The organism is Candidatus Sulfurimonas baltica, assembly GCF_015265455.1.
Taxonomy (GTDB): domain Bacteria; phylum Campylobacterota; class Campylobacteria; order Campylobacterales; family Sulfurimonadaceae; genus Sulfurimonas; species Sulfurimonas baltica.
The window spans coordinates 1,093,392-1,109,670 of sequence record NZ_CP054492.1; the positions used below are offsets into that span (position 1 = coordinate 1,093,392).

General features: G+C 33.1%; 20 protein-coding genes. 16 read left to right on the top strand and 4 right to left on the bottom strand.

Going from position 1 to position 16,279, the window contains the following annotated elements:
• The first annotated feature begins 157 nt into the window (after positions 1-157).
• From HUE88_RS05540 to HUE88_RS05555, 4 genes are all read left to right on the top strand, one after another.
• Positions 158-463, top strand: coding sequence for a hypothetical protein (locus HUE88_RS05540; protein ID WP_194371922.1), 306 nt, complete (start codon positions 158-160; stop codon positions 461-463).
• Between the two features lie 262 nt (positions 464-725).
• Positions 726-899, top strand: coding sequence for a hypothetical protein (locus HUE88_RS05545; protein ID WP_194371924.1), 174 nt, complete (start codon positions 726-728; stop codon positions 897-899).
• 1 nt (position 900) lies between these two features.
• Positions 901-1,260, top strand: a complete 360-nt coding sequence (locus HUE88_RS05550) for a hypothetical protein (protein WP_194371926.1) — start codon at positions 901-903, stop codon at positions 1,258-1,260.
• Between the two features lie 60 nt (positions 1,261-1,320).
• The gene (locus HUE88_RS05555) at positions 1,321-1,899 is read left to right on the top strand and encodes an Ntn hydrolase family protein (protein ID WP_194371928.1); all 579 of its coding nucleotides are present in this window, start codon (positions 1,321-1,323) and stop codon (positions 1,897-1,899) included.
• Positions 1,900-2,275: 376 nt separating this feature from the next.
• Here the strand turns inward: HUE88_RS05555 and HUE88_RS05560 are convergent, their stop codons facing one another.
• Positions 2,276-3,829: an IS1182 family transposase gene (locus HUE88_RS05560; RefSeq protein ID WP_194371930.1), complete on the bottom strand. Its 1,554-nt coding sequence runs from the start codon at positions 3,827-3,829 to the stop codon at positions 2,276-2,278.
• Between the two features lie 184 nt (positions 3,830-4,013).
• Here HUE88_RS05560 and HUE88_RS05565 point away from each other — a divergent pair, with 184 nt between their 5' ends.
• Positions 4,014-5,144 (top strand): Fic family protein, encoded by a 1,131-nt coding sequence (locus tag HUE88_RS05565; RefSeq protein ID WP_194371932.1) that lies wholly within the window; start codon positions 4,014-4,016, stop codon positions 5,142-5,144.
• Between the two features lie 122 nt (positions 5,145-5,266).
• On the opposite strand, the gene HUE88_RS05570 is transcribed toward HUE88_RS05565, so the two are convergent.
• The gene (locus HUE88_RS05570; RefSeq protein ID WP_194371933.1) at positions 5,267-6,607 is read right to left on the bottom strand and encodes a nitrogenase component 1; all 1,341 of its coding nucleotides are present in this window, start codon (positions 6,605-6,607) and stop codon (positions 5,267-5,269) included.
• Positions 6,608-6,712: 105 nt separating this feature from the next.
• Between HUE88_RS05570 and cowN the strand changes: the two genes are divergently transcribed.
• The 11 genes from cowN (at position 6,713) to HUE88_RS05625 (ending at position 15,259) form a co-directional block, all read left to right on the top strand.
• Positions 6,713-7,015 (top strand): N(2)-fixation sustaining protein CowN, encoded by a 303-nt coding sequence (cowN, locus tag HUE88_RS05575; protein WP_194371935.1) that lies wholly within the window; start codon positions 6,713-6,715, stop codon positions 7,013-7,015.
• A 13-nt stretch (positions 7,016-7,028) separates the two neighbouring features.
• Complete coding sequence (locus HUE88_RS05580) at positions 7,029-7,766, top strand: NifU family protein (RefSeq protein ID WP_194371937.1); 738 nt, start codon at positions 7,029-7,031, stop codon at positions 7,764-7,766.
• Positions 7,763-8,128, top strand: coding sequence for a NifB/NifX family molybdenum-iron cluster-binding protein (locus HUE88_RS05585; RefSeq protein WP_229860165.1), 366 nt, complete (start codon positions 7,763-7,765; stop codon positions 8,126-8,128). The genes HUE88_RS05580 and HUE88_RS05585 overlap by 4 nt, the downstream gene beginning before the upstream one ends.
• Positions 8,125-9,345 carry an FprA family A-type flavoprotein gene (locus HUE88_RS05590; RefSeq protein ID WP_194371939.1) on the top strand — a complete coding sequence of 407 codons (1,221 nt, stop codon included), beginning with the start codon at positions 8,125-8,127 and terminating at the stop codon, positions 9,343-9,345. Before HUE88_RS05585 ends, HUE88_RS05590 begins: the two co-directional genes overlap by 4 nt.
• Positions 9,342-9,674 carry a nitrogen fixation protein NifQ gene (locus tag HUE88_RS05595; RefSeq protein ID WP_194371941.1) on the top strand — a complete coding sequence of 111 codons (333 nt, stop codon included), beginning with the start codon at positions 9,342-9,344 and terminating at the stop codon, positions 9,672-9,674. The genes HUE88_RS05590 and HUE88_RS05595 overlap by 4 nt, the downstream gene beginning before the upstream one ends.
• 298 nt (positions 9,675-9,972) lie before the next feature.
• Positions 9,973-10,887 carry a nitrogenase iron protein gene (nifH, locus tag HUE88_RS05600; protein ID WP_194371943.1) on the top strand — a complete coding sequence of 305 codons (915 nt, stop codon included), beginning with the start codon at positions 9,973-9,975 and terminating at the stop codon, positions 10,885-10,887.
• Positions 10,888-10,930: 43 nt separating this feature from the next.
• Positions 10,931-11,293 (top strand): hypothetical protein, encoded by a 363-nt coding sequence (locus tag HUE88_RS05605; protein ID WP_194371945.1) that lies wholly within the window; start codon positions 10,931-10,933, stop codon positions 11,291-11,293.
• A 26-nt stretch (positions 11,294-11,319) separates the two neighbouring features.
• Positions 11,320-12,783 (top strand): nitrogenase molybdenum-iron protein alpha chain, encoded by a 1,464-nt coding sequence (nifD, locus tag HUE88_RS05610; protein ID WP_194371947.1) that lies wholly within the window; start codon positions 11,320-11,322, stop codon positions 12,781-12,783.
• A 1-nt stretch (position 12,784) separates the two neighbouring features.
• Positions 12,785-14,332, top strand: coding sequence for a nitrogenase molybdenum-iron protein subunit beta (nifK, locus tag HUE88_RS05615; protein WP_194371949.1), 1,548 nt, complete (start codon positions 12,785-12,787; stop codon positions 14,330-14,332).
• A 281-nt stretch (positions 14,333-14,613) separates the two neighbouring features.
• Positions 14,614-14,913 (top strand): nucleotidyltransferase family protein, encoded by a 300-nt coding sequence (locus HUE88_RS05620; protein WP_194371951.1) that lies wholly within the window; start codon positions 14,614-14,616, stop codon positions 14,911-14,913.
• Positions 14,906-15,259 (top strand): HepT-like ribonuclease domain-containing protein, encoded by a 354-nt coding sequence (locus HUE88_RS05625; protein ID WP_194371953.1) that lies wholly within the window; start codon positions 14,906-14,908, stop codon positions 15,257-15,259. The genes HUE88_RS05620 and HUE88_RS05625 overlap by 8 nt, the downstream gene beginning before the upstream one ends.
• A 116-nt stretch (positions 15,260-15,375) precedes the next feature.
• Here the strand turns inward: HUE88_RS05625 and HUE88_RS05630 are convergent, their stop codons facing one another.
• Complete coding sequence (locus tag HUE88_RS05630) at positions 15,376-15,645, bottom strand: type II toxin-antitoxin system RelE family toxin (protein ID WP_229860166.1); 270 nt, start codon at positions 15,643-15,645, stop codon at positions 15,376-15,378.
• Positions 15,638-15,874, bottom strand: coding sequence for a CopG family transcriptional regulator (locus HUE88_RS05635; RefSeq protein WP_194371956.1), 237 nt, complete (start codon positions 15,872-15,874; stop codon positions 15,638-15,640). Before HUE88_RS05635 ends, HUE88_RS05630 begins: the two co-directional genes overlap by 8 nt.
• Between the last annotated feature and the right edge of the window lie 405 nt (positions 15,875-16,279).

Sequence of the window (16,279 nt, forward strand, 5' to 3'; positions counted from 1 at the left end):
AATTATACTAAAAAGTGGCTATTTATGGGCTTTAATACTCAAATTAAGTTCGTGGATTTAGTGAAATCTATGTGCGAAAGTTGAGTTAATTATTTATCTTTTAGGATTAGCCATCTTATTTTTTACATTAAAATATTCAAAAAGTGAAATAAAGGGCATGCAACACTTACAAACTATGTTTAATCATATGCCGACTTTTCAGGGATTAATTGCGAGTGCAATCTTGTTAAGTATGACATTTTATTTTGGAATACAAAAAAATTATATTAATGACATACGTTCATATTCTCATCGCAGTATGGAAATATTAAGACCATATGTTTCAGAAAATGATTATTATTTAATGAAATCAGAATATTTTCAAGTAAAATCAGAAGAAGATTTTAAAAAATTTAATTTAAAACTTACGAGTCACGCGAGTAAAAACAATGTGAATTTACCAGTTTCAGTGATTTCAAAATAATAAGTATAACAAATACAAGGAGAAATTTTGAAGAAAAATATAAAAGTTAAAAATGAAATATACGAAATATCTGGTAAATGGAGTGTAAACCTAGCAAGTAAAGTTTTTATTGGTCATTTATAATGGCCTGAATATTTAAGACACTAATTCAACAAGGTTTATTTTCAAAAAAGTTATAACAAGTACTTGGATAGAAATAAGTTACCCTAGCGGGTAAACTTATTTCGCAAGACAGTTTGTTAGTTTAAGATAAGGAATCAATATGGGAAATAGGAATTTTAAAGTTTTTTACATCAATAAAGATGATAATAATGTAGATAGTATCATTACTGCAAATTCAAAAACAATGGCTATTGAAACATTAAAATTAGAATATTCTGTAAAAGAAATCATATCAGTAGTTGAACTTAAAACATTTCCTAAAGAAGATTATTAAAATGTCATATTACACAAGGGTAGGATATAGAGAAGTAGTTGGTGGCTATCAAGTTATTATAGTAGGTGAAGTATACATTACAAAACATTTTAAATTATTTAGTACATCAGAAGACGCAATTAATTTTATACAAAAAATTATTGCAAAAGAAAATCTTGTTGAAGGCTTTACAGAAGGTGTAAATGACTGTGTCAATATTAATAAACAATATTGGTCTAAAGAGGAATCATTATATCACATTCCAAATACACAAATTATTGTAAACAATACATTTAAATTCTTAGAAGATAAATTTTTATGTATTCCTACTGCAGATGAACAATTAAAGAACAAGACTAACAAAACGCAGGAGCCAACATGAACCCAAGAGTAGGTTCATATTGCTCTCTCTAAACGTTATCTATCATAAAGGCATAAAATAATGAGCATCGTAGTTTGTGTAGTAAAACATAATAATGAGTTTTGTATAGCAGCAGATAAACGTGCTAAAAAAGATGGAATTATTAATGATAACTATCAAAAGCTTTTTAAACTTAAAGAAGATGTTTATTTTGGTATGACCGGTATCGCAGAGGAAGGGCATAAAATTCTAAATAAATTAATGTATTGTACTTACCTTCCACCAACAGGATTAATTAAATTTACTGACTTGAATTTTCAACCTAGCAATAAAATGCTAACCATTATGATTGCTGGTAAAAATGAAAAAGGAGATTTTTTTATTTGGCAAAAAAATTATAAAGGTGAAATTGTGATAGCTGATGTACTTGTGGACAAAATTGCATTTTCACTAAGTACAAATGAGAACTCTGAATTGTTTAATAATTACTTAAGTTCAGAATTAAAGACAGGTAAATTCATTGAAGAGGCTATTATAAATACAATAAAATTCGCCTCCGAAATAGATGATAGCATTTCAAAAGACTTTCATATTGTAATGAATAAGAGTTTGCACGACAGAACAGATTACAAGTACGAGGAGACCAATAGTTTACCCTAGCGGGTAAACTATTGCTCACGACAAGCGTTATATGAGTATTAAAAAATTTGGAGAATAGATGAAACTATTTTTAACTTTATAGCCAAAGGTGGTAATTTAGTTTATCACTATGGCGGTATTGTAAAAAAGCATACACCAGCAAAACAAAAAAGATTAGCAAATATTAAGGAAGTACTGAGTGATATTAAACATAGATGTCACGGTTGCATAGTTCAAGGTATTCCTAACTATCTTGAAGAAAAAGAAATTTGTTCTCTCATTTTTACTGAGAGAGACAGGCTTAATAGGGAATAAGTATCTCATAAACTGTAGAGACTGTGAAAGAACTAATCATGTATCAGTAAAAAGTGTCGAGCTTAAGAACATTTTTTAAGGTTCAGGCGGAAAAACTCATTTTTTGACGAAAAAATGTCCTAAAAAAGTATAAAACTGCAAGATACTCCGCTATTTCTTGCTTGATACTCTCAAGATTGCCACTTTTTAACGCTTTCATAAGCTTTTGAAACAGTGCAATGCCAATCAGGTTCAACAATCTTCTGAAATTATAGGTGAGCATAATGAGAGCATTTTCTCCAGCAACCTTTGTTTTACCACGCATCAGAAAGTGGCTCCAGCCAAGATTTTGTTTGATTGTACCAAAAGGGTGTTCTGCCAGAGCGGCACGCTGTTTAATCATAGTTCTAGCTTCTGGTGTCTGCATCTTTGTACGGTGTTCGACAATGAGTGCTTCATGCTCCCAGCGCCAGAGACGTTTTGCAGGTGTTTTCTCAGGAAGACACTCTGAACGTAATGGACAGACTTTACATACAGAGTGGGTACCGAAATACATAAAACGCTTGATACCCTTATTCTCATAAATAGTTTTTTTTCGCTTTAACACTTTGTTGTTTGGGCAGTGATAGCAATCGTTGGCTTCATCATAATGAAATGCATCACGAGGAAACTTTCCTCTGTCTACTTGCTTTTTTTGCTTATCTTGTATGGGTACATAAACATCTATTCCCTCATCAACACATCTCTTAATCTCTTTTGGATTGTAGTAACCTGCATCAGCTACGACTTTGATATGTTTATTGCCTGTAGCTTCTTTAGCCTGGGTTGATAGGGGATAGAGTTGATCCAAATCAACTCCTTTGGTGGAGATGTCAGTAGCGACAATAAACTTGTGTTTACCATCAACAGCAATCTGGGCATTATAGGCCATAAGATGATGTGCCGGTTTACGCATCAAGGTAGCATCGGGATCACTTTTACAGTATTGTGTTACATTACGCTCTTTCAATGTGTGTAGATTACTGTTCAATTTTGATTTATATTTTTTAAGTCGATCCAGATGTTGCTTGTGTACTACTGGTGCTATCTCTTTCTTCTCACAGCTATCGCTATACTCTAGTGAACTTAAATACTCTGCTATCTTCTCATCAACAGATTCTATATCCTTACGAGTCATTGTTTCAGAGATAAGTTGATTCTTTGATGCATTAGCCCGTAAAAAGGCACCGTCAATGGCAACGACTTCTCCATCAATCAAATCGACAGAACGGCATAGCATTACAAAGTCACGAAATAATTGTTTCAGTACCTTGGGATTATCTTTGCGAAAGTTAGCAATAGTCTTGTATCCAGGAGTAAGTCCAGCACAAAGCCACATCATCTCAACATTGCGTTTAAGTTCACGTTCGAGCTTTCTAGAACTTCGGATACTATTGAGATATCCATAGAGATAAATCTTCAAAAGTAGTGCTGGATGATATGCAGGTTGACCATCAGAACTACCACTACTTGTAAACACTCCCAAAGTAGCTAAATCTATACTATCGACATAGCTGTCAATAGCCCTTACTGAATTATCCTCATCAACATACTCATCCAGACTGGGAGGAAATAAGAGTTGTTGATGGCGGTTTAACCCCTCTTTGTAATTTGGCATTGTTCAGCCTTTTTCGTTGATATATGATATATCTATTTTAGCTTATTTGTGATTATCACTTGCTTTGGGAGTTCTTTCACAGTCTCTGTAGATTTTGGAACTATCTAAAATATGAGCTATTTATAATTGACAAGTAGCTCATATAATGATACGATTAGAAAACTAATCAGCTCATGAGGTAAAAATGAAAAAGAAACAACTATGGATTTGGCAACATCCCAATTATCCAAAATTTAATTATAACCTTCGTGAGCTTCTTCCTAAAATCACACAAATATCTCAGAGTATAGGTCAAGTAAAAGCATTAATCACGCTTCTTGATAAAGATACTCAAACCAACATTAAGATAGATCTTTTTACAAGCGAGATTGTTTCCACTTCTGCAATAGAGGGGGAACATCTTCAAAGAGAGAGTGTAAGATCTTCAATAAGAAAAAAACTAGATGCAACATTTGACAAAGAATATGACAAGTCTACCCATCACACTGACTCTCTCGCGGATATTTTAATGGATACCATACTCAACACAACGCCACTAGAATTAGAGCGTTTACATAAATGGCATATTTCACTTCTTTCCCAGACTCCAAGCCGTTTTACTAAAATCAAACTGGGAGTGTTTCGTGATTATGATGACATGCAAATTGTCTCAGGCGTAATTGGCAAAGAAAAAGTACATTTCGTAGGAGTGCCTGCTAAGAGAATAGATAATGATGCGGATGCTTTGTTGAAGTATATTAATACAAGCGATGACGATATCTATATTAAAAGCGCGATAGCACATTTATGGTTTGTAACTACTCACCCTTATGATGACGGCAATGGCAGAATGGCAAGAATCATAAGTGATTACATAATCTCAAAAGATTTTGGGATAGAATATAAATATTTTTCTATCTCTAGTGCAATAGCAAAAGATCGTAAAAATTATTATGACAAACTAGAGATGTCTCAAAACTTGATAGACAATCCAGATTTAGATTGTACAGCTTGGGTATTATGGTATTTAGATAGATTTAACGACTCACTTCAAGAGACACTTGATGCGATCAACAGAGTTATACAAAAAACAAAGTTTTGGGATAAGGTGCGTCAAATTACTTTAAATCAGCGCCAATTAAAAGTGCTGAGCAAGTTATTAGAGTATAACGAAGGAGAATTTCAAGGCGGGCTTACTACAAAAAAATATGTTGCAATGACCAAAACATCTTTGGCAACAGCAAAAAGAGATATACAAGAGCTTGTGAAATTGGGTTGTTTACATCAGATTGAAGGTACTCAAGGAAGAAATATCAGATACGATATTGTCTATTAAATAGGGGACATTCCAATATGCCATAAATAGTAAGTCCAACACAAAGGATTTACTATGAAGTTACACTCCAGAGGATGAATCTCCACTTTTAACAACTATAAAAATCTTTACATGTAGAGATTTTACTCCCAAGGAGCAGCTTCTCCAACTATTTTAAAAACTGGGTTGTTTACAGCTGCACAAACATCTTTTGCCAAGTTTTCAAGTCCTCCGTATGCTCCGTAACTTAGCTTTTTTTCTTGGTTTACATCTACAAAGGCTACTCTTTTCTTTATGGCAGTGTAGAGGCTTCGCCCCCCTGCTAATAAAATATCTACATTATGCTCATCTATAAGTTTTGCTTGTTCGTTTGCTGGAACTTTCATAAGTATTTTTACATACTGAGCGGCTATCTCGATATCTTCAAGTGTCGATTTTCTAACACTTGTTGCAACTACTTCTATCCCTATGTCTTGAAGTGCTGAAGCTATTGACCACGATTTATTTCCACCAGTGTTGAGTATGGCTTTTTTGCCATTTAGGATTTTTCTATATGGAAGAAGTCTCTTCTCCAGAGCTTCTTCTTCTTGGGCTATTATGATTTTTGCTTTTGCAGTTAACTCTTCATCACCAAAAGCATTTACGATTGACATAATTGCATTTGTAGTATCTCTTTTTCCGTAAAACGATACAGAAATGTAAGGTATGCCATATCTCTCTTGCATTTTTCTAGTTAGTGTAACTAAAGATTTTGCACATACAATGACATTTAGTTTTGCGGTGTGTGCTGTTTGAATCTTCTCTATTCTTCCATCACCAGCCAGCGTTGAGACTATTTTAATACCAATCTTTTCAAGAATAGGCGTGTACTGCCACATATCGCCTGTCACGTTGTACTCACCAATGAGGTTTATACCAAAAGGGTGAATTTCCTCAGGCTCACGAGTTCCTATGAGTTGATTTAAAACAGCTTCTCCACCAAGACGAGAGCCTAAGTTTTTACTTCCAACAAATCCTGGAGCGTGAACGACAACTATTTTAATATTGTGTTTGTTCTCTAAGTTCTTACATGTAGTATCTATATCATCACCAATCATAGCAGTTACACAAGTTTCATAAACAAAAATCGCCTTTGGTTTTTTATGCTCTATAAGATACTCAATAGATGTTATAAGTTTTTTATCACTTCCAAAGATAATGTCATTGGTTGTTACATCTGTATAGTAACCCGTTAGAGTGTTGTTTTCACCTTCGTAGCTTGTTGGAGTCTCTCTTGTCTCCCAAGAAGCTCCTTGACATGTAGCAGGACCATGAACAAGATGAACCGCATCAGCGTATGGGAATAGGGCAATTTGAGCACCTTCAAAAGCACATCCACCAGTTGTCGCACCTGGTTTTGGTTTATCACAACTACTCTTTTTTTTATCATTATGTGAACATGCTGATTCATTCAAAAGTTCACGAATTAATTTTTTATTTACCATAATATTATCCTTGTAGTTATTTATGCATAAATTATTCCTTTGGAGTCTCAAGGGAACATAACTTGTATAGTAAAGGTTAATAGTATTAATTAAGGAGAATTCTTAATGAGTGAGATAAAAGATAGATATATAACTTTTGACAATATCGATTGTTATGAAAACTCGGCGTTGGTTATAGATGCTATGATTGAACTATTTAAGTTAAAACCAGAGTCAAAAAACAGACTTTGGAATAACTTTATGAATAAAATACCACAAAACTATAGAGAAGTTTTTGAAAAAGATGGTAATAAAGACACGCTCTACCTAGTTTGCGCAAATGTATTTTACATATCTGACCTTTTTGAAGAGTATGACTTCGAAGCAGGTATAGAAGTACTTGAGCAGGTTGAGTTTGAGTGTTGCTAAAAAAGGATTAATTATGAGTCACAATGAAGCACTACAGGCATATAAAACTAAAGATTATGATAGAGCGTATGCTATTTGGGAAGATGAATCAAAAAAAGAGAATGACCAAGCTATGACAAACATAGGCTTGATGTATCTCAAGGGTGATGGAGTTGATAAAGACTTCACAAGAGCTAGAGAGTGGTTTTTAAAAGCAAGTAAATATGACAATGACTCTGCAAATTATAATCTTGCACTGATGTATCAGACAAAACTCGGTGTTGAAGAAGATATACAAAAAAGTATCTCTTACTTTAGAAAAGCAGTAGCAAAAAACCATCAAAATGCCAACTTTAGACTTGGGTATCTTCTTTTAAAAGATAGAACAAATGAAGAGTCTGTAAAAGAGGGGTTTGCGTGTATCTTAAATGCTGCAAAATCCAACCATCCACTAGCGATATCAATGGTAGGTGGGCTAGATACCAAGCCGAATCTCTCAGCCAAGTTAAATATAACATACAGAACTAGCACTTATGAAAAACAGATAGAAATTTTAGAGGATGCAATCGGGAGATATATTAGACCTATACTTCTAAAAGACGGTGGAAATATTATGATTCTTGATTATGTCAACAAGCCGAACATAGAGATTAGACTTGCTTATCAAGGTAATTGTGCCGGTTGTTCAATGGCCTCAACTAGTACTTATGGTTTAATATATGATACTTTATCAAAAGTTATAGATGAAAATATTTTGGTATATGTAATATGATTAAGATAGCTTTTGCCTCAAAAGATGGTCTACATGTAGATGAGCACTTTGGTTGGTGTGAAAAATTTTATATCTATGGGGTAAATGAAGAGAGCTATGAACTTCTTAATGAAGTTGACTCATCACTAAAGTATGAACAAGAGAGTGATAAACTAGAGTATAAAATCATGTGTATTGATGGCAGCGATATAGTTTATGTAGCTAAAATAGGACCAAAAGCTGCAAGCATGGTAAAACTAGCGGGAACTTTTCCTCTGCGTTCATCACAAGAGGATGAAAAGATAGAAGAGGTACTTAAATCTATACAAAAACTTATGAAAGAGAATCCCCCTTTATGGTTAAAAAGGATACTACTAAAATGAGTAATGCAATAAGAGTTAGTGAAGATTTATACTATATTGGAGTTAGTGATCCTGATCTTAGAACATTTGACATCATCATGAAGACTGCAAATGGCACTACATACAACTCTTATCTACTAAAAACAGAAGATGGCGTAATCATTTTAGACACCGTAAAAGAGGAGTTTCAAGATGAGTTTTTCCAAAAGATAGAGTCGTTATGTTCATATGATGAAATCAAATATATTATTATGCACCATCTTGAACCTGACCATAGTGGTGCTTTGGCTGAGCTTACATGTAGAGCTGTAGATGCCAAGGTATTTATATCTCCAATGGCACAACCGATGCTAAAGTCAATTGCTAAAAGTGACACCATAAAGTTTGAAACTGTTTGGACAAACAAAGAGTTAAAGTTAGGTTCTAAAACACTAAAGTTCTTAAGCACACCAAATCTTCACTGGCCTGAGACCATGAGCAGTTACTTGGTTGAAAACAAAGTTTTGTTTAGTGGAGATGTTTTTGGTTCTCACTACTATGACAGTAGATTATTTGATGATTTAGTCGGTGACTTTGATTACGCTTTTAAGTACTACTACGACCATATTATGAGAGCGTTTAAGAGCCATGTTGTAAAGGCGTTAAATATATATGAGACTTTAGATATCGATATTATCTGTAATCTTCATGGTCCAATTATAAGAAAAAATCCAAAAAAATATATAGAGTTGTATAAAAAATGGAGTCATGTTCAAGAGAGAATTCATGGCAAAAAGATAGTATCTATTTTTTATGTAACTAGTTATAAAAATACTAAAAATATGGCACATAGTATTTATGATGGTTTACAAGGGAGTGAAAATATCATAGCAAATATCTATGATTTGACTGCTCTTGATGAACAAAATATGATTGCAATTTTAGAAGAGAGCACAGGAGTCATCATCGGCTCTCCAACAATCAACGGTGATGTTCCAAAAGTAGTCTGGGAACTTCTTAGCTGTATGATGGTTTTAGAAAAACTTGGTAAAATTGGAGGATGTTTTGGCAGTTATGGCTGGAGTGGAGAAGCTATAGAGATGATAAACTCAAGACTAAAAGCACTTAAATTTCGTGTGCCTTTAACTCCAATAAAGATAAAGCTTATACCTACAAAAACAGAATTGTATGAGTGTTACAGTTTTGGTGTGGAGTTTGGCGAAATTGTAAATGGAAAAATGGTGGAGATAAACTTATGAGAAAAATAATAAATACAGACAAAAATAAAGCTTTAGAGGAAAAAGTAACTAAGTTTTTGCAAACTTACTCTGTAGATGAACATAGCAAAAATGAGGTTGCTCCGTATCTTGCAAAAGTATCCCTGATGATGAACCATCTTTATGAAGATTTAGGTTTTAAAAATAGAGTTGAGATGGGACGCTTTATGAAAACACACTTTCCATCATTAGCTGCTATTAAACCAGAAGATAAACTTTGGAAGAAGTTTATCTATGACAGCATAGATGAAGTAGCTCCAGCTTGTGCTACATGTAAAGACCAAGTAAACTGTTTTACATGTAGAATGTAATTCAGTATAAACCTTCTCGTTCAAATCAAATAGACAAACTCAATAATATCCTTTTAAATCCTAAACAAAATTTCCTCTAAAAACATTTTTGTTTTGCAATATTTGCAAAATTGTAGGCTAAATTAACTATGACAAAAAATGTATAAATTAGATTATACAACTAACATACACCTATATAAAGCCCTAAAACAAGTACTTATAGACAAATTTATAAATTTATATCTTAATGAATTTTTCTAAGGAACACTATATGTAATGTAATAAGCGAAACAAAATTAATAGATAAAAAGGAAACGATATGGCTGAACTAAGACAAATCGCATTTTACGGAAAAGGTGGGATTGGTAAATCTACTACATCTCAAAATACATTGGCAGCAATGTGTCACTATTATGGTCAAAAGATACTAATTGTTGGTTGTGATCCTAAAGCAGATTCAACAAGACTTATTCTACACGAAAAAGCTCAAAATACAATTATGCAACTTGCAGCTGACGCAGGATCGGTTGAAGATTTAGAATTAGAAGATGTTTGTAAGCCAGGTGCGGGTGAATTTAATCCAGAAGATACAGAAATTACTGAGGGTTACATTATGTGTACAGAGTCAGGTGGTCCTGAGCCAGGAGTTGGTTGTGCTGGTCGTGGTGTTATTACTGCAATTAACTTTCTTGAAGAAGAGGGTGCTTATGATGATGAGCTAGACTTTGTATCTTACGATGTTCTTGGTGACGTTGTTTGTGGTGGATTTGCTATGCCGATTCGTGAAGGTAAAGCACAAGAGATTTATATCGTTATGTCTGGTGAGATGATGGCAATGTATGCTGCTAACAATATCTCTAAAGGTATTTTAAAATATGCAAATACTGGTGGTGTTCGTCTTGCTGGTTTAGTGTGTAATGCACGTATGACAGATAAAGAGTATGACCTAGCTAAGCAATTAGCAAAATCTATTGGTACTCAAATGATTCACTTCGTACCTCGTTCAAACCATGTTCAAAGAGCAGAGTTAAGACGTATGACAGTTGTTGAGTATTCTCCAAATTCTGATCAAGCAATGGAATATAGAGAATTAGCTAGAAAAATTATTGCTAATGATTTAAAAGTTATTCCAAGACCTTTAGAAATGGATGACTTAGAAGACTTATTGATGGAATACGGTCTTGAAGATGGAGCTGATGAGGCTGTTGTAGGTCAAAAAGAGTCAGACTACTAAGTTTAACTTAGTGTTTAAATAATAATAATAAAAAGGAATTAATATGTTTGTATGTGGTTATCATTTTCCAGCAAGTGAAGGAAACGATGTATCTTTTGATAAGGTAATTGAAAAAGTAAATGAAGGTGTTGAAGCAACAGGTAAGACTGTTACATTGACAGGAGAAACAGCTAAAGGTGAAGTTATATTAAATTTTGAAGTTCCAGCAGGAACATTTGCACACGTTGCATTTATTGATTATTTCGATAAAACAGACGTTAAACTTGCTGCAAATAATTCAAAAATGATTTATTACACTAATAAATATCAAATTAGTGAAATATCTAAATCTGTTGATGGTGATGTTACAAAAGATTTATGTAAAAATCTAGATGATATGAATCTATATAGAGTTACAGTAGCGTAAGCTACTTAACTTCTAAAGGAGAAATTATGAGTGAAATGTTAGAAAAATTACAACTTGAAGCTATCAAAGAAGTTTTAGAGGTATATCCTGAAAAAGCTGCAAAAAGTAGAGCAAAACATCTAGGTGTTGATTCACCAGAGGGTGTTAAAGGTGCTTGTGATACTACAAGAAGTAATAAACAAACTGTTCCAGGTGTAATGAGTCAACGTGGTTGTGCATACGCTGGAAGTAAGGGTGTTGTTTGGGGACCGATAAAAGATATGATTCATATCTCTCACGGACCTATTGGTTGTGGTCAATACTCACGTGGCGGTAGAAGAAACTACTATACAGGGGCAACAGGTATTGATACATTTGGAACAATGAACTTTTCAACTGATTTTAGTGAAAAAGATATTGTATTTGGTGGAGATACAAGACTTAAAAAAGCTCTTAGTGAGATTGATGAATTATTTCCACTAAATAACGGTATATCTATTCAATCTGAGTGTCCAATTGGTCTAATTGGAGATGATATCCAAGCAGTTGCTAAAAAACATAAAGCTGAGAGTTCAAAGCCAACTATCGCTGTTTCATGTGAAGGTTTCCGTGGAGTTTCTCAATCTCTTGGTCATCACCTTGCTAATGATGCTATTCGTGATGAGGTTATGACTGATACAAGTGCTAGATCTAGTTTTGAATCAACTCCTTATGATGTTTCTATCATAGGTGATTATAACATTGGTGGAGATGCTTGGGCTACAAGACTTTTACTTGAAGAGATGGGTCTTAGAGTTATCGCTCAGTGGACTGGTGATGCTACTTATAAAGAGATGGCAATCGCTCCAAAGTCAAAACTAAACTTACTTCATTGTTACCGTTCTATGAACTATATCTCTCGTCACATGGAACAAGAGTTTGAGATTCCTTGGATGGAATACAACTTTTTTGGTCCAAGTAATACGACTGCAAGTTTAAGAAAAATTGCTGAGTTTTTTGGTGGTGAGATTGTAGCAAATACTGAAGCTGTAATCGCTAAGTATACAAAAATGACAGATGAAGTTATTGCTAAATATAAGTCAAAACTTGAAGGCAAAAAAGTAATGCTTTATATCGGTGGTTTAAGACCTCGTCACGTTATTGGAGCTTATGAAGACTTAGGTATGGAGATTATCGGTACTGGTTATGAGTTTGGTCATGGTGATGATTACAAAAGAACAAAAGAAGACTTAAGCAGAAGTACACTTATTTATGATGATGCAAATGAGTATGAGTTAGAGCAATTTGTTAAAAAATTAAGACCAGATTTAGTTGCTGCTGGTGTTAAAGAAAAGTATGTATTCCAAAAAATGGGATTACCATTTAGACAGATGCACTCTTGGGATTATTCAGGACCATACCATGGTTATGATGCATTCGCAATTTTTGCTAAAGACATGGATTTAGCTATGAATTCACCAGTTTGGTCTCATACTAAAGCACCATGGGACAAACAAGAAGTAGGAGCTTAATATGCAAGACGTAGAAAATATTGTAAACGGACAGAAACTATTTTTAAAAGAAGAGTATCAAGAAGTTTTTAAAAATAAACAAGAGTTTGAAAGTAACATGGGTTCAGTGAACCCTGCTAAAGTAGAAGAAATCGCTGAGTGGACAAAGTCTTGGGACTATAGAGAAAAGAACTTAAGTAGAGAAGCAATTACTGTTAACCCTGCTAAAGCTTGTCAACCTCTAGGTGCTGTAATGGCTGCTCTAGGTTTTGAAAACACTATGCCTTATGTTCATGGATCTCACGGTTGTGTATCTTACTTTAGAACATATTTCACAAGACACTTTAAAGAGCCTACACCATGTGTTTCAGATAGTATGAGTGAATCATCAGCTGTTTTTGGTGGACTTGCAAATATGAAAGATGGCTTACGAAATTGTAACGCTATGTATAAGCCTGAAATGATTGCTGTTAGTACTACATGTATGGCAGAAGTTATTGGTGATGACTTGAATGCTTTCGTTGCTGGAGCAATACAAGATGCTGAGGGTGAGTTAGATAATACTGCTGTCACTTACGCACATACACCATCTTTTGTTGGTAGCCACATTACTGGTTATGACAACATGATTAAAGCGATTTTAGAGCAGTTAAATCCTCCAAAATCTGAAAAAGTTCTTGATGAAGAGAGAATCAACATTATCCCTGGATTTGAACCATACCTTGGGTCACTTAAAGAGATAAAAGAGATAGCTGCATCATTTGGTGATAAAATCTTTTTGATTGGTGACCATGAAGAGCAGTGGAATACAGGAGCTGGTGAATATTCTATATATGCTGGTGGTACAACGCTTGAGACTGCAAGAACTGCAATCAATGCAAAGGCTACTGTTTCTTTACAGAAGTATTCAACAATGCAAACTTCTAAGACGATTAAAAACAAATGGAAGCAAGAGTACGAGACTTGTAATCCAATCGGTCTATCTGGAACTGATGCGTTTGTAATGAAGCTTGCTGAACTATCTGGTAAAGATATTAGTGCTGAGTTAAAAATGCAACGTGCTCAACTTGTTGATGCAATGCAAGATTCTTACCCGTATATGCATGGTAAAAAGTTTGCAATCTATGGTGACCCTGACTTTTTACTAGGTCTTGTTTCATTTATAGTTGAGATGGGTGGTATTCCAACTCATATTCTTTGTAACAACGCTCCTAAAAAGGGTTGGGAAGCAGATATGCAAGCAATCGTTGATAAATCTGACTGGGCTAGTGAATGTCAAATCTGGCCAGGTAAAGATTTATGGCATTTAAGAAGTTTACTATTTACTGAGCCGGTTGACTTTATGATTGGTAATGTTTATGGTAAAGAGCTTTATAGAGATACAAATACACCACTAATCCGTATTGGTTTCCCTATCTTTGACAGACACCATTTACATAGATACTCTATTAGCGGATACAAGGGTGGATTAAATCTACTAACTTGGATTACAAACGCTATTCTTGATCAGCTTGATGAAGAGACTAAAGATACTGGAAAAACTGATTATTTCTTTGATTCAGTAAGATAGTTCTTCGTAAATAAAACTCTCCTACGCCAGAAGATTTTTTCTTCTGGCTTTTTCACGCAATAATCCACTCACATTTCATACGCAAACACATCCCTATAAATGAATCTCCACATTCAAATATCTACATGTAGATTTATATTTATCAAGTAGAAATGGCAGAATATTTAGGAGTATCATAATCGTAAATATCAAAAGTAATTAAAAGTGGAGATTTATTTACATGGTGTAATTCAAAGAAAAAGATTATGTTATAATCATAAAAATATACATGGAAGTTAGCTATGAATAAGAATGAAATTTTATTAAAACTAAAAGAGCTAAAACCAACATATGAAAAAGAGGGTTTAATACTTTTAGGACTATTTGGGAGTTATGCAAAAAACACACAAACTAAATATAGTGATATAGATGTAGCATATAAATTAGACTATGATAAGTTCTCTTTGAAGTATCAAGGTGGATTTGCAAAACTTCTTAGAATAGATGATATAAAAAAAGAATTGCAAACAATTTTTAAAACTCCAATAGATTTGGTTTCAGACGATAATAAATCAATTTTAAAGGATTTAATTAATGTCTAGTGGTGCTAATAGACTTGCTAAAGTTTATGAATGTATTGAAAACATCGAGTTTATTTTAAATACAAACGATTTAAAAATAACTCATGCTATTGAAGATAAAATAATGAAACCAGCTATTAGAATGAATATTGTAAGAATAGCTGAACAATTCTCTAAATTAAAAGATGATAATGAATTTAAAATACTTGAAAACTTTACAAGTGAAGATTTAAAAGGCATAAGTTCTGTAAGAAATTATATAGCCCATGATTATGACAGTACAGATGATAATATCATAGAAGATGTTGTTAGATATAACTTACCTATTTTTAAAACAATCATTAAAAAACTTTTAACGGATAACTGATTTATATAGTTTATTTTACGGTCTCAAAACTGATTACTTTTTTGATTATGTAAGATAGTTCTTCGTAAATAAAACTCTCCTACGCCAGAAGATTTTTTCTTCTGGCTACTTATATATTAATCATAAGCCTGTTGTCTATGCCTAAAATCTACTATAACAATGATAAGCTTTTCATCTTCGATAAGATAAAAAAGTCTGTAGTTTCCAATCTGATACCTATAGTATCCCTCAAGATTGCCTTTTAATTTTTTAATATTAGAACCGAAAAATGGATTTTCTCTAAGTTGTGGATAAACAAAACTTTCTATTTTTGAGTATAGTTTTTTATCTATCTTTTTTTTGATTTTTTCAAATGTTTTAGTTTCAGCAATTTTGTACTTAGACAATTTTGTAATCGCCATTTTTAAAGTCATCTAAACCATTCATCAAATTTTGAACAAGCTCTTTATCATTTAATATCTCAGACATTTCATCATTTTCGACAAACTGAGAAGATGTTAAATACTGCATCGTAGCAAACTCTATAAAGTTTGAAAGATTTCTTTTTTGCCCTTCTGCTGCAAGTTTAATCATATCGTAAACAGTATCATCAACTCTCATTGTTACAGTTTTCATAAAATCTCCTTTAGAATATTTATATTACTTATTGTATTCAATTTTATTCACTTTGTCAATTGTGCCTGAATAGTGATGTTTAGAAAATATAGTAAAAGTATAAATATTCATAAGAATAATTCAGCATATTATATATTACATGTAACTCTTATTAACATATATTAAATTTTTTTTATTATTTATTATTATTTTTAGGCATAGCAAGTTTAAAAAAGTAAACTAGTTTAGATTTATAAAATATTTAATAATAACAAGGAATAAATAGTGAAAAACTTACTTAAAATAGCAATAACCGATAAGTCATGTTTTGGGGACATTTACGGTGCAGCGGAGACAGAGATAAAAAGGATAAAACAGTGGTAAATATATTTAATGTGATTTCTACATGTAGAAGTGTTTTAGTAG

Coding starts and splice junctions, on each gene's coding strand:
- nifH (WP_194371943.1), top strand. CDS start 9,973: ATGGCTGAACTAAGACAAATCGCATTTTACGGAAAAGGTGGGATTGGT.
- HUE88_RS05550 (WP_194371926.1), top strand. CDS start 901: ATGTCATATTACACAAGGGTAGGATATAGAGAAGTAGTTGGTGGCTAT.
- HUE88_RS05595 (WP_194371941.1), top strand. CDS start 9,342: ATGAGAAAAATAATAAATACAGACAAAAATAAAGCTTTAGAGGAAAAA.
- HUE88_RS05560 (WP_194371930.1), bottom strand. CDS start 3,829: ATGCCAAATTACAAAGAGGGGTTAAACCGCCATCAACAACTCTTATTT.
- nifD (WP_194371947.1), top strand. CDS start 11,320: ATGAGTGAAATGTTAGAAAAATTACAACTTGAAGCTATCAAAGAAGTT.
- HUE88_RS05540 (WP_194371922.1), top strand. CDS start 158: ATGCAACACTTACAAACTATGTTTAATCATATGCCGACTTTTCAGGGA.
- HUE88_RS05635 (WP_194371956.1), bottom strand. CDS start 15,874: ATGAAAACTGTAACAATGAGAGTTGATGATACTGTTTACGATATGATT.
- nifK (WP_194371949.1), top strand. CDS start 12,785: ATGCAAGACGTAGAAAATATTGTAAACGGACAGAAACTATTTTTAAAA.
- HUE88_RS05620 (WP_194371951.1), top strand. CDS start 14,614: ATGAATAAGAATGAAATTTTATTAAAACTAAAAGAGCTAAAACCAACA.
- HUE88_RS05570 (WP_194371933.1), bottom strand. CDS start 6,607: ATGGTAAATAAAAAATTAATTCGTGAACTTTTGAATGAATCAGCATGT.
- HUE88_RS05590 (WP_194371939.1), top strand. CDS start 8,125: ATGAGTAATGCAATAAGAGTTAGTGAAGATTTATACTATATTGGAGTT.
- cowN (WP_194371935.1), top strand. CDS start 6,713: ATGAGTGAGATAAAAGATAGATATATAACTTTTGACAATATCGATTGT.
- HUE88_RS05605 (WP_194371945.1), top strand. CDS start 10,931: ATGTTTGTATGTGGTTATCATTTTCCAGCAAGTGAAGGAAACGATGTA.
- HUE88_RS05625 (WP_194371953.1), top strand. CDS start 14,906: ATGTCTAGTGGTGCTAATAGACTTGCTAAAGTTTATGAATGTATTGAA.
- HUE88_RS05545 (WP_194371924.1), top strand. CDS start 726: ATGGGAAATAGGAATTTTAAAGTTTTTTACATCAATAAAGATGATAAT.
- HUE88_RS05555 (WP_194371928.1), top strand. CDS start 1,321: ATGAGCATCGTAGTTTGTGTAGTAAAACATAATAATGAGTTTTGTATA.
- HUE88_RS05565 (WP_194371932.1), top strand. CDS start 4,014: ATGAAAAAGAAACAACTATGGATTTGGCAACATCCCAATTATCCAAAA.
- HUE88_RS05585 (WP_229860165.1), top strand. CDS start 7,763: ATGATTAAGATAGCTTTTGCCTCAAAAGATGGTCTACATGTAGATGAG.
- HUE88_RS05580 (WP_194371937.1), top strand. CDS start 7,029: ATGAGTCACAATGAAGCACTACAGGCATATAAAACTAAAGATTATGAT.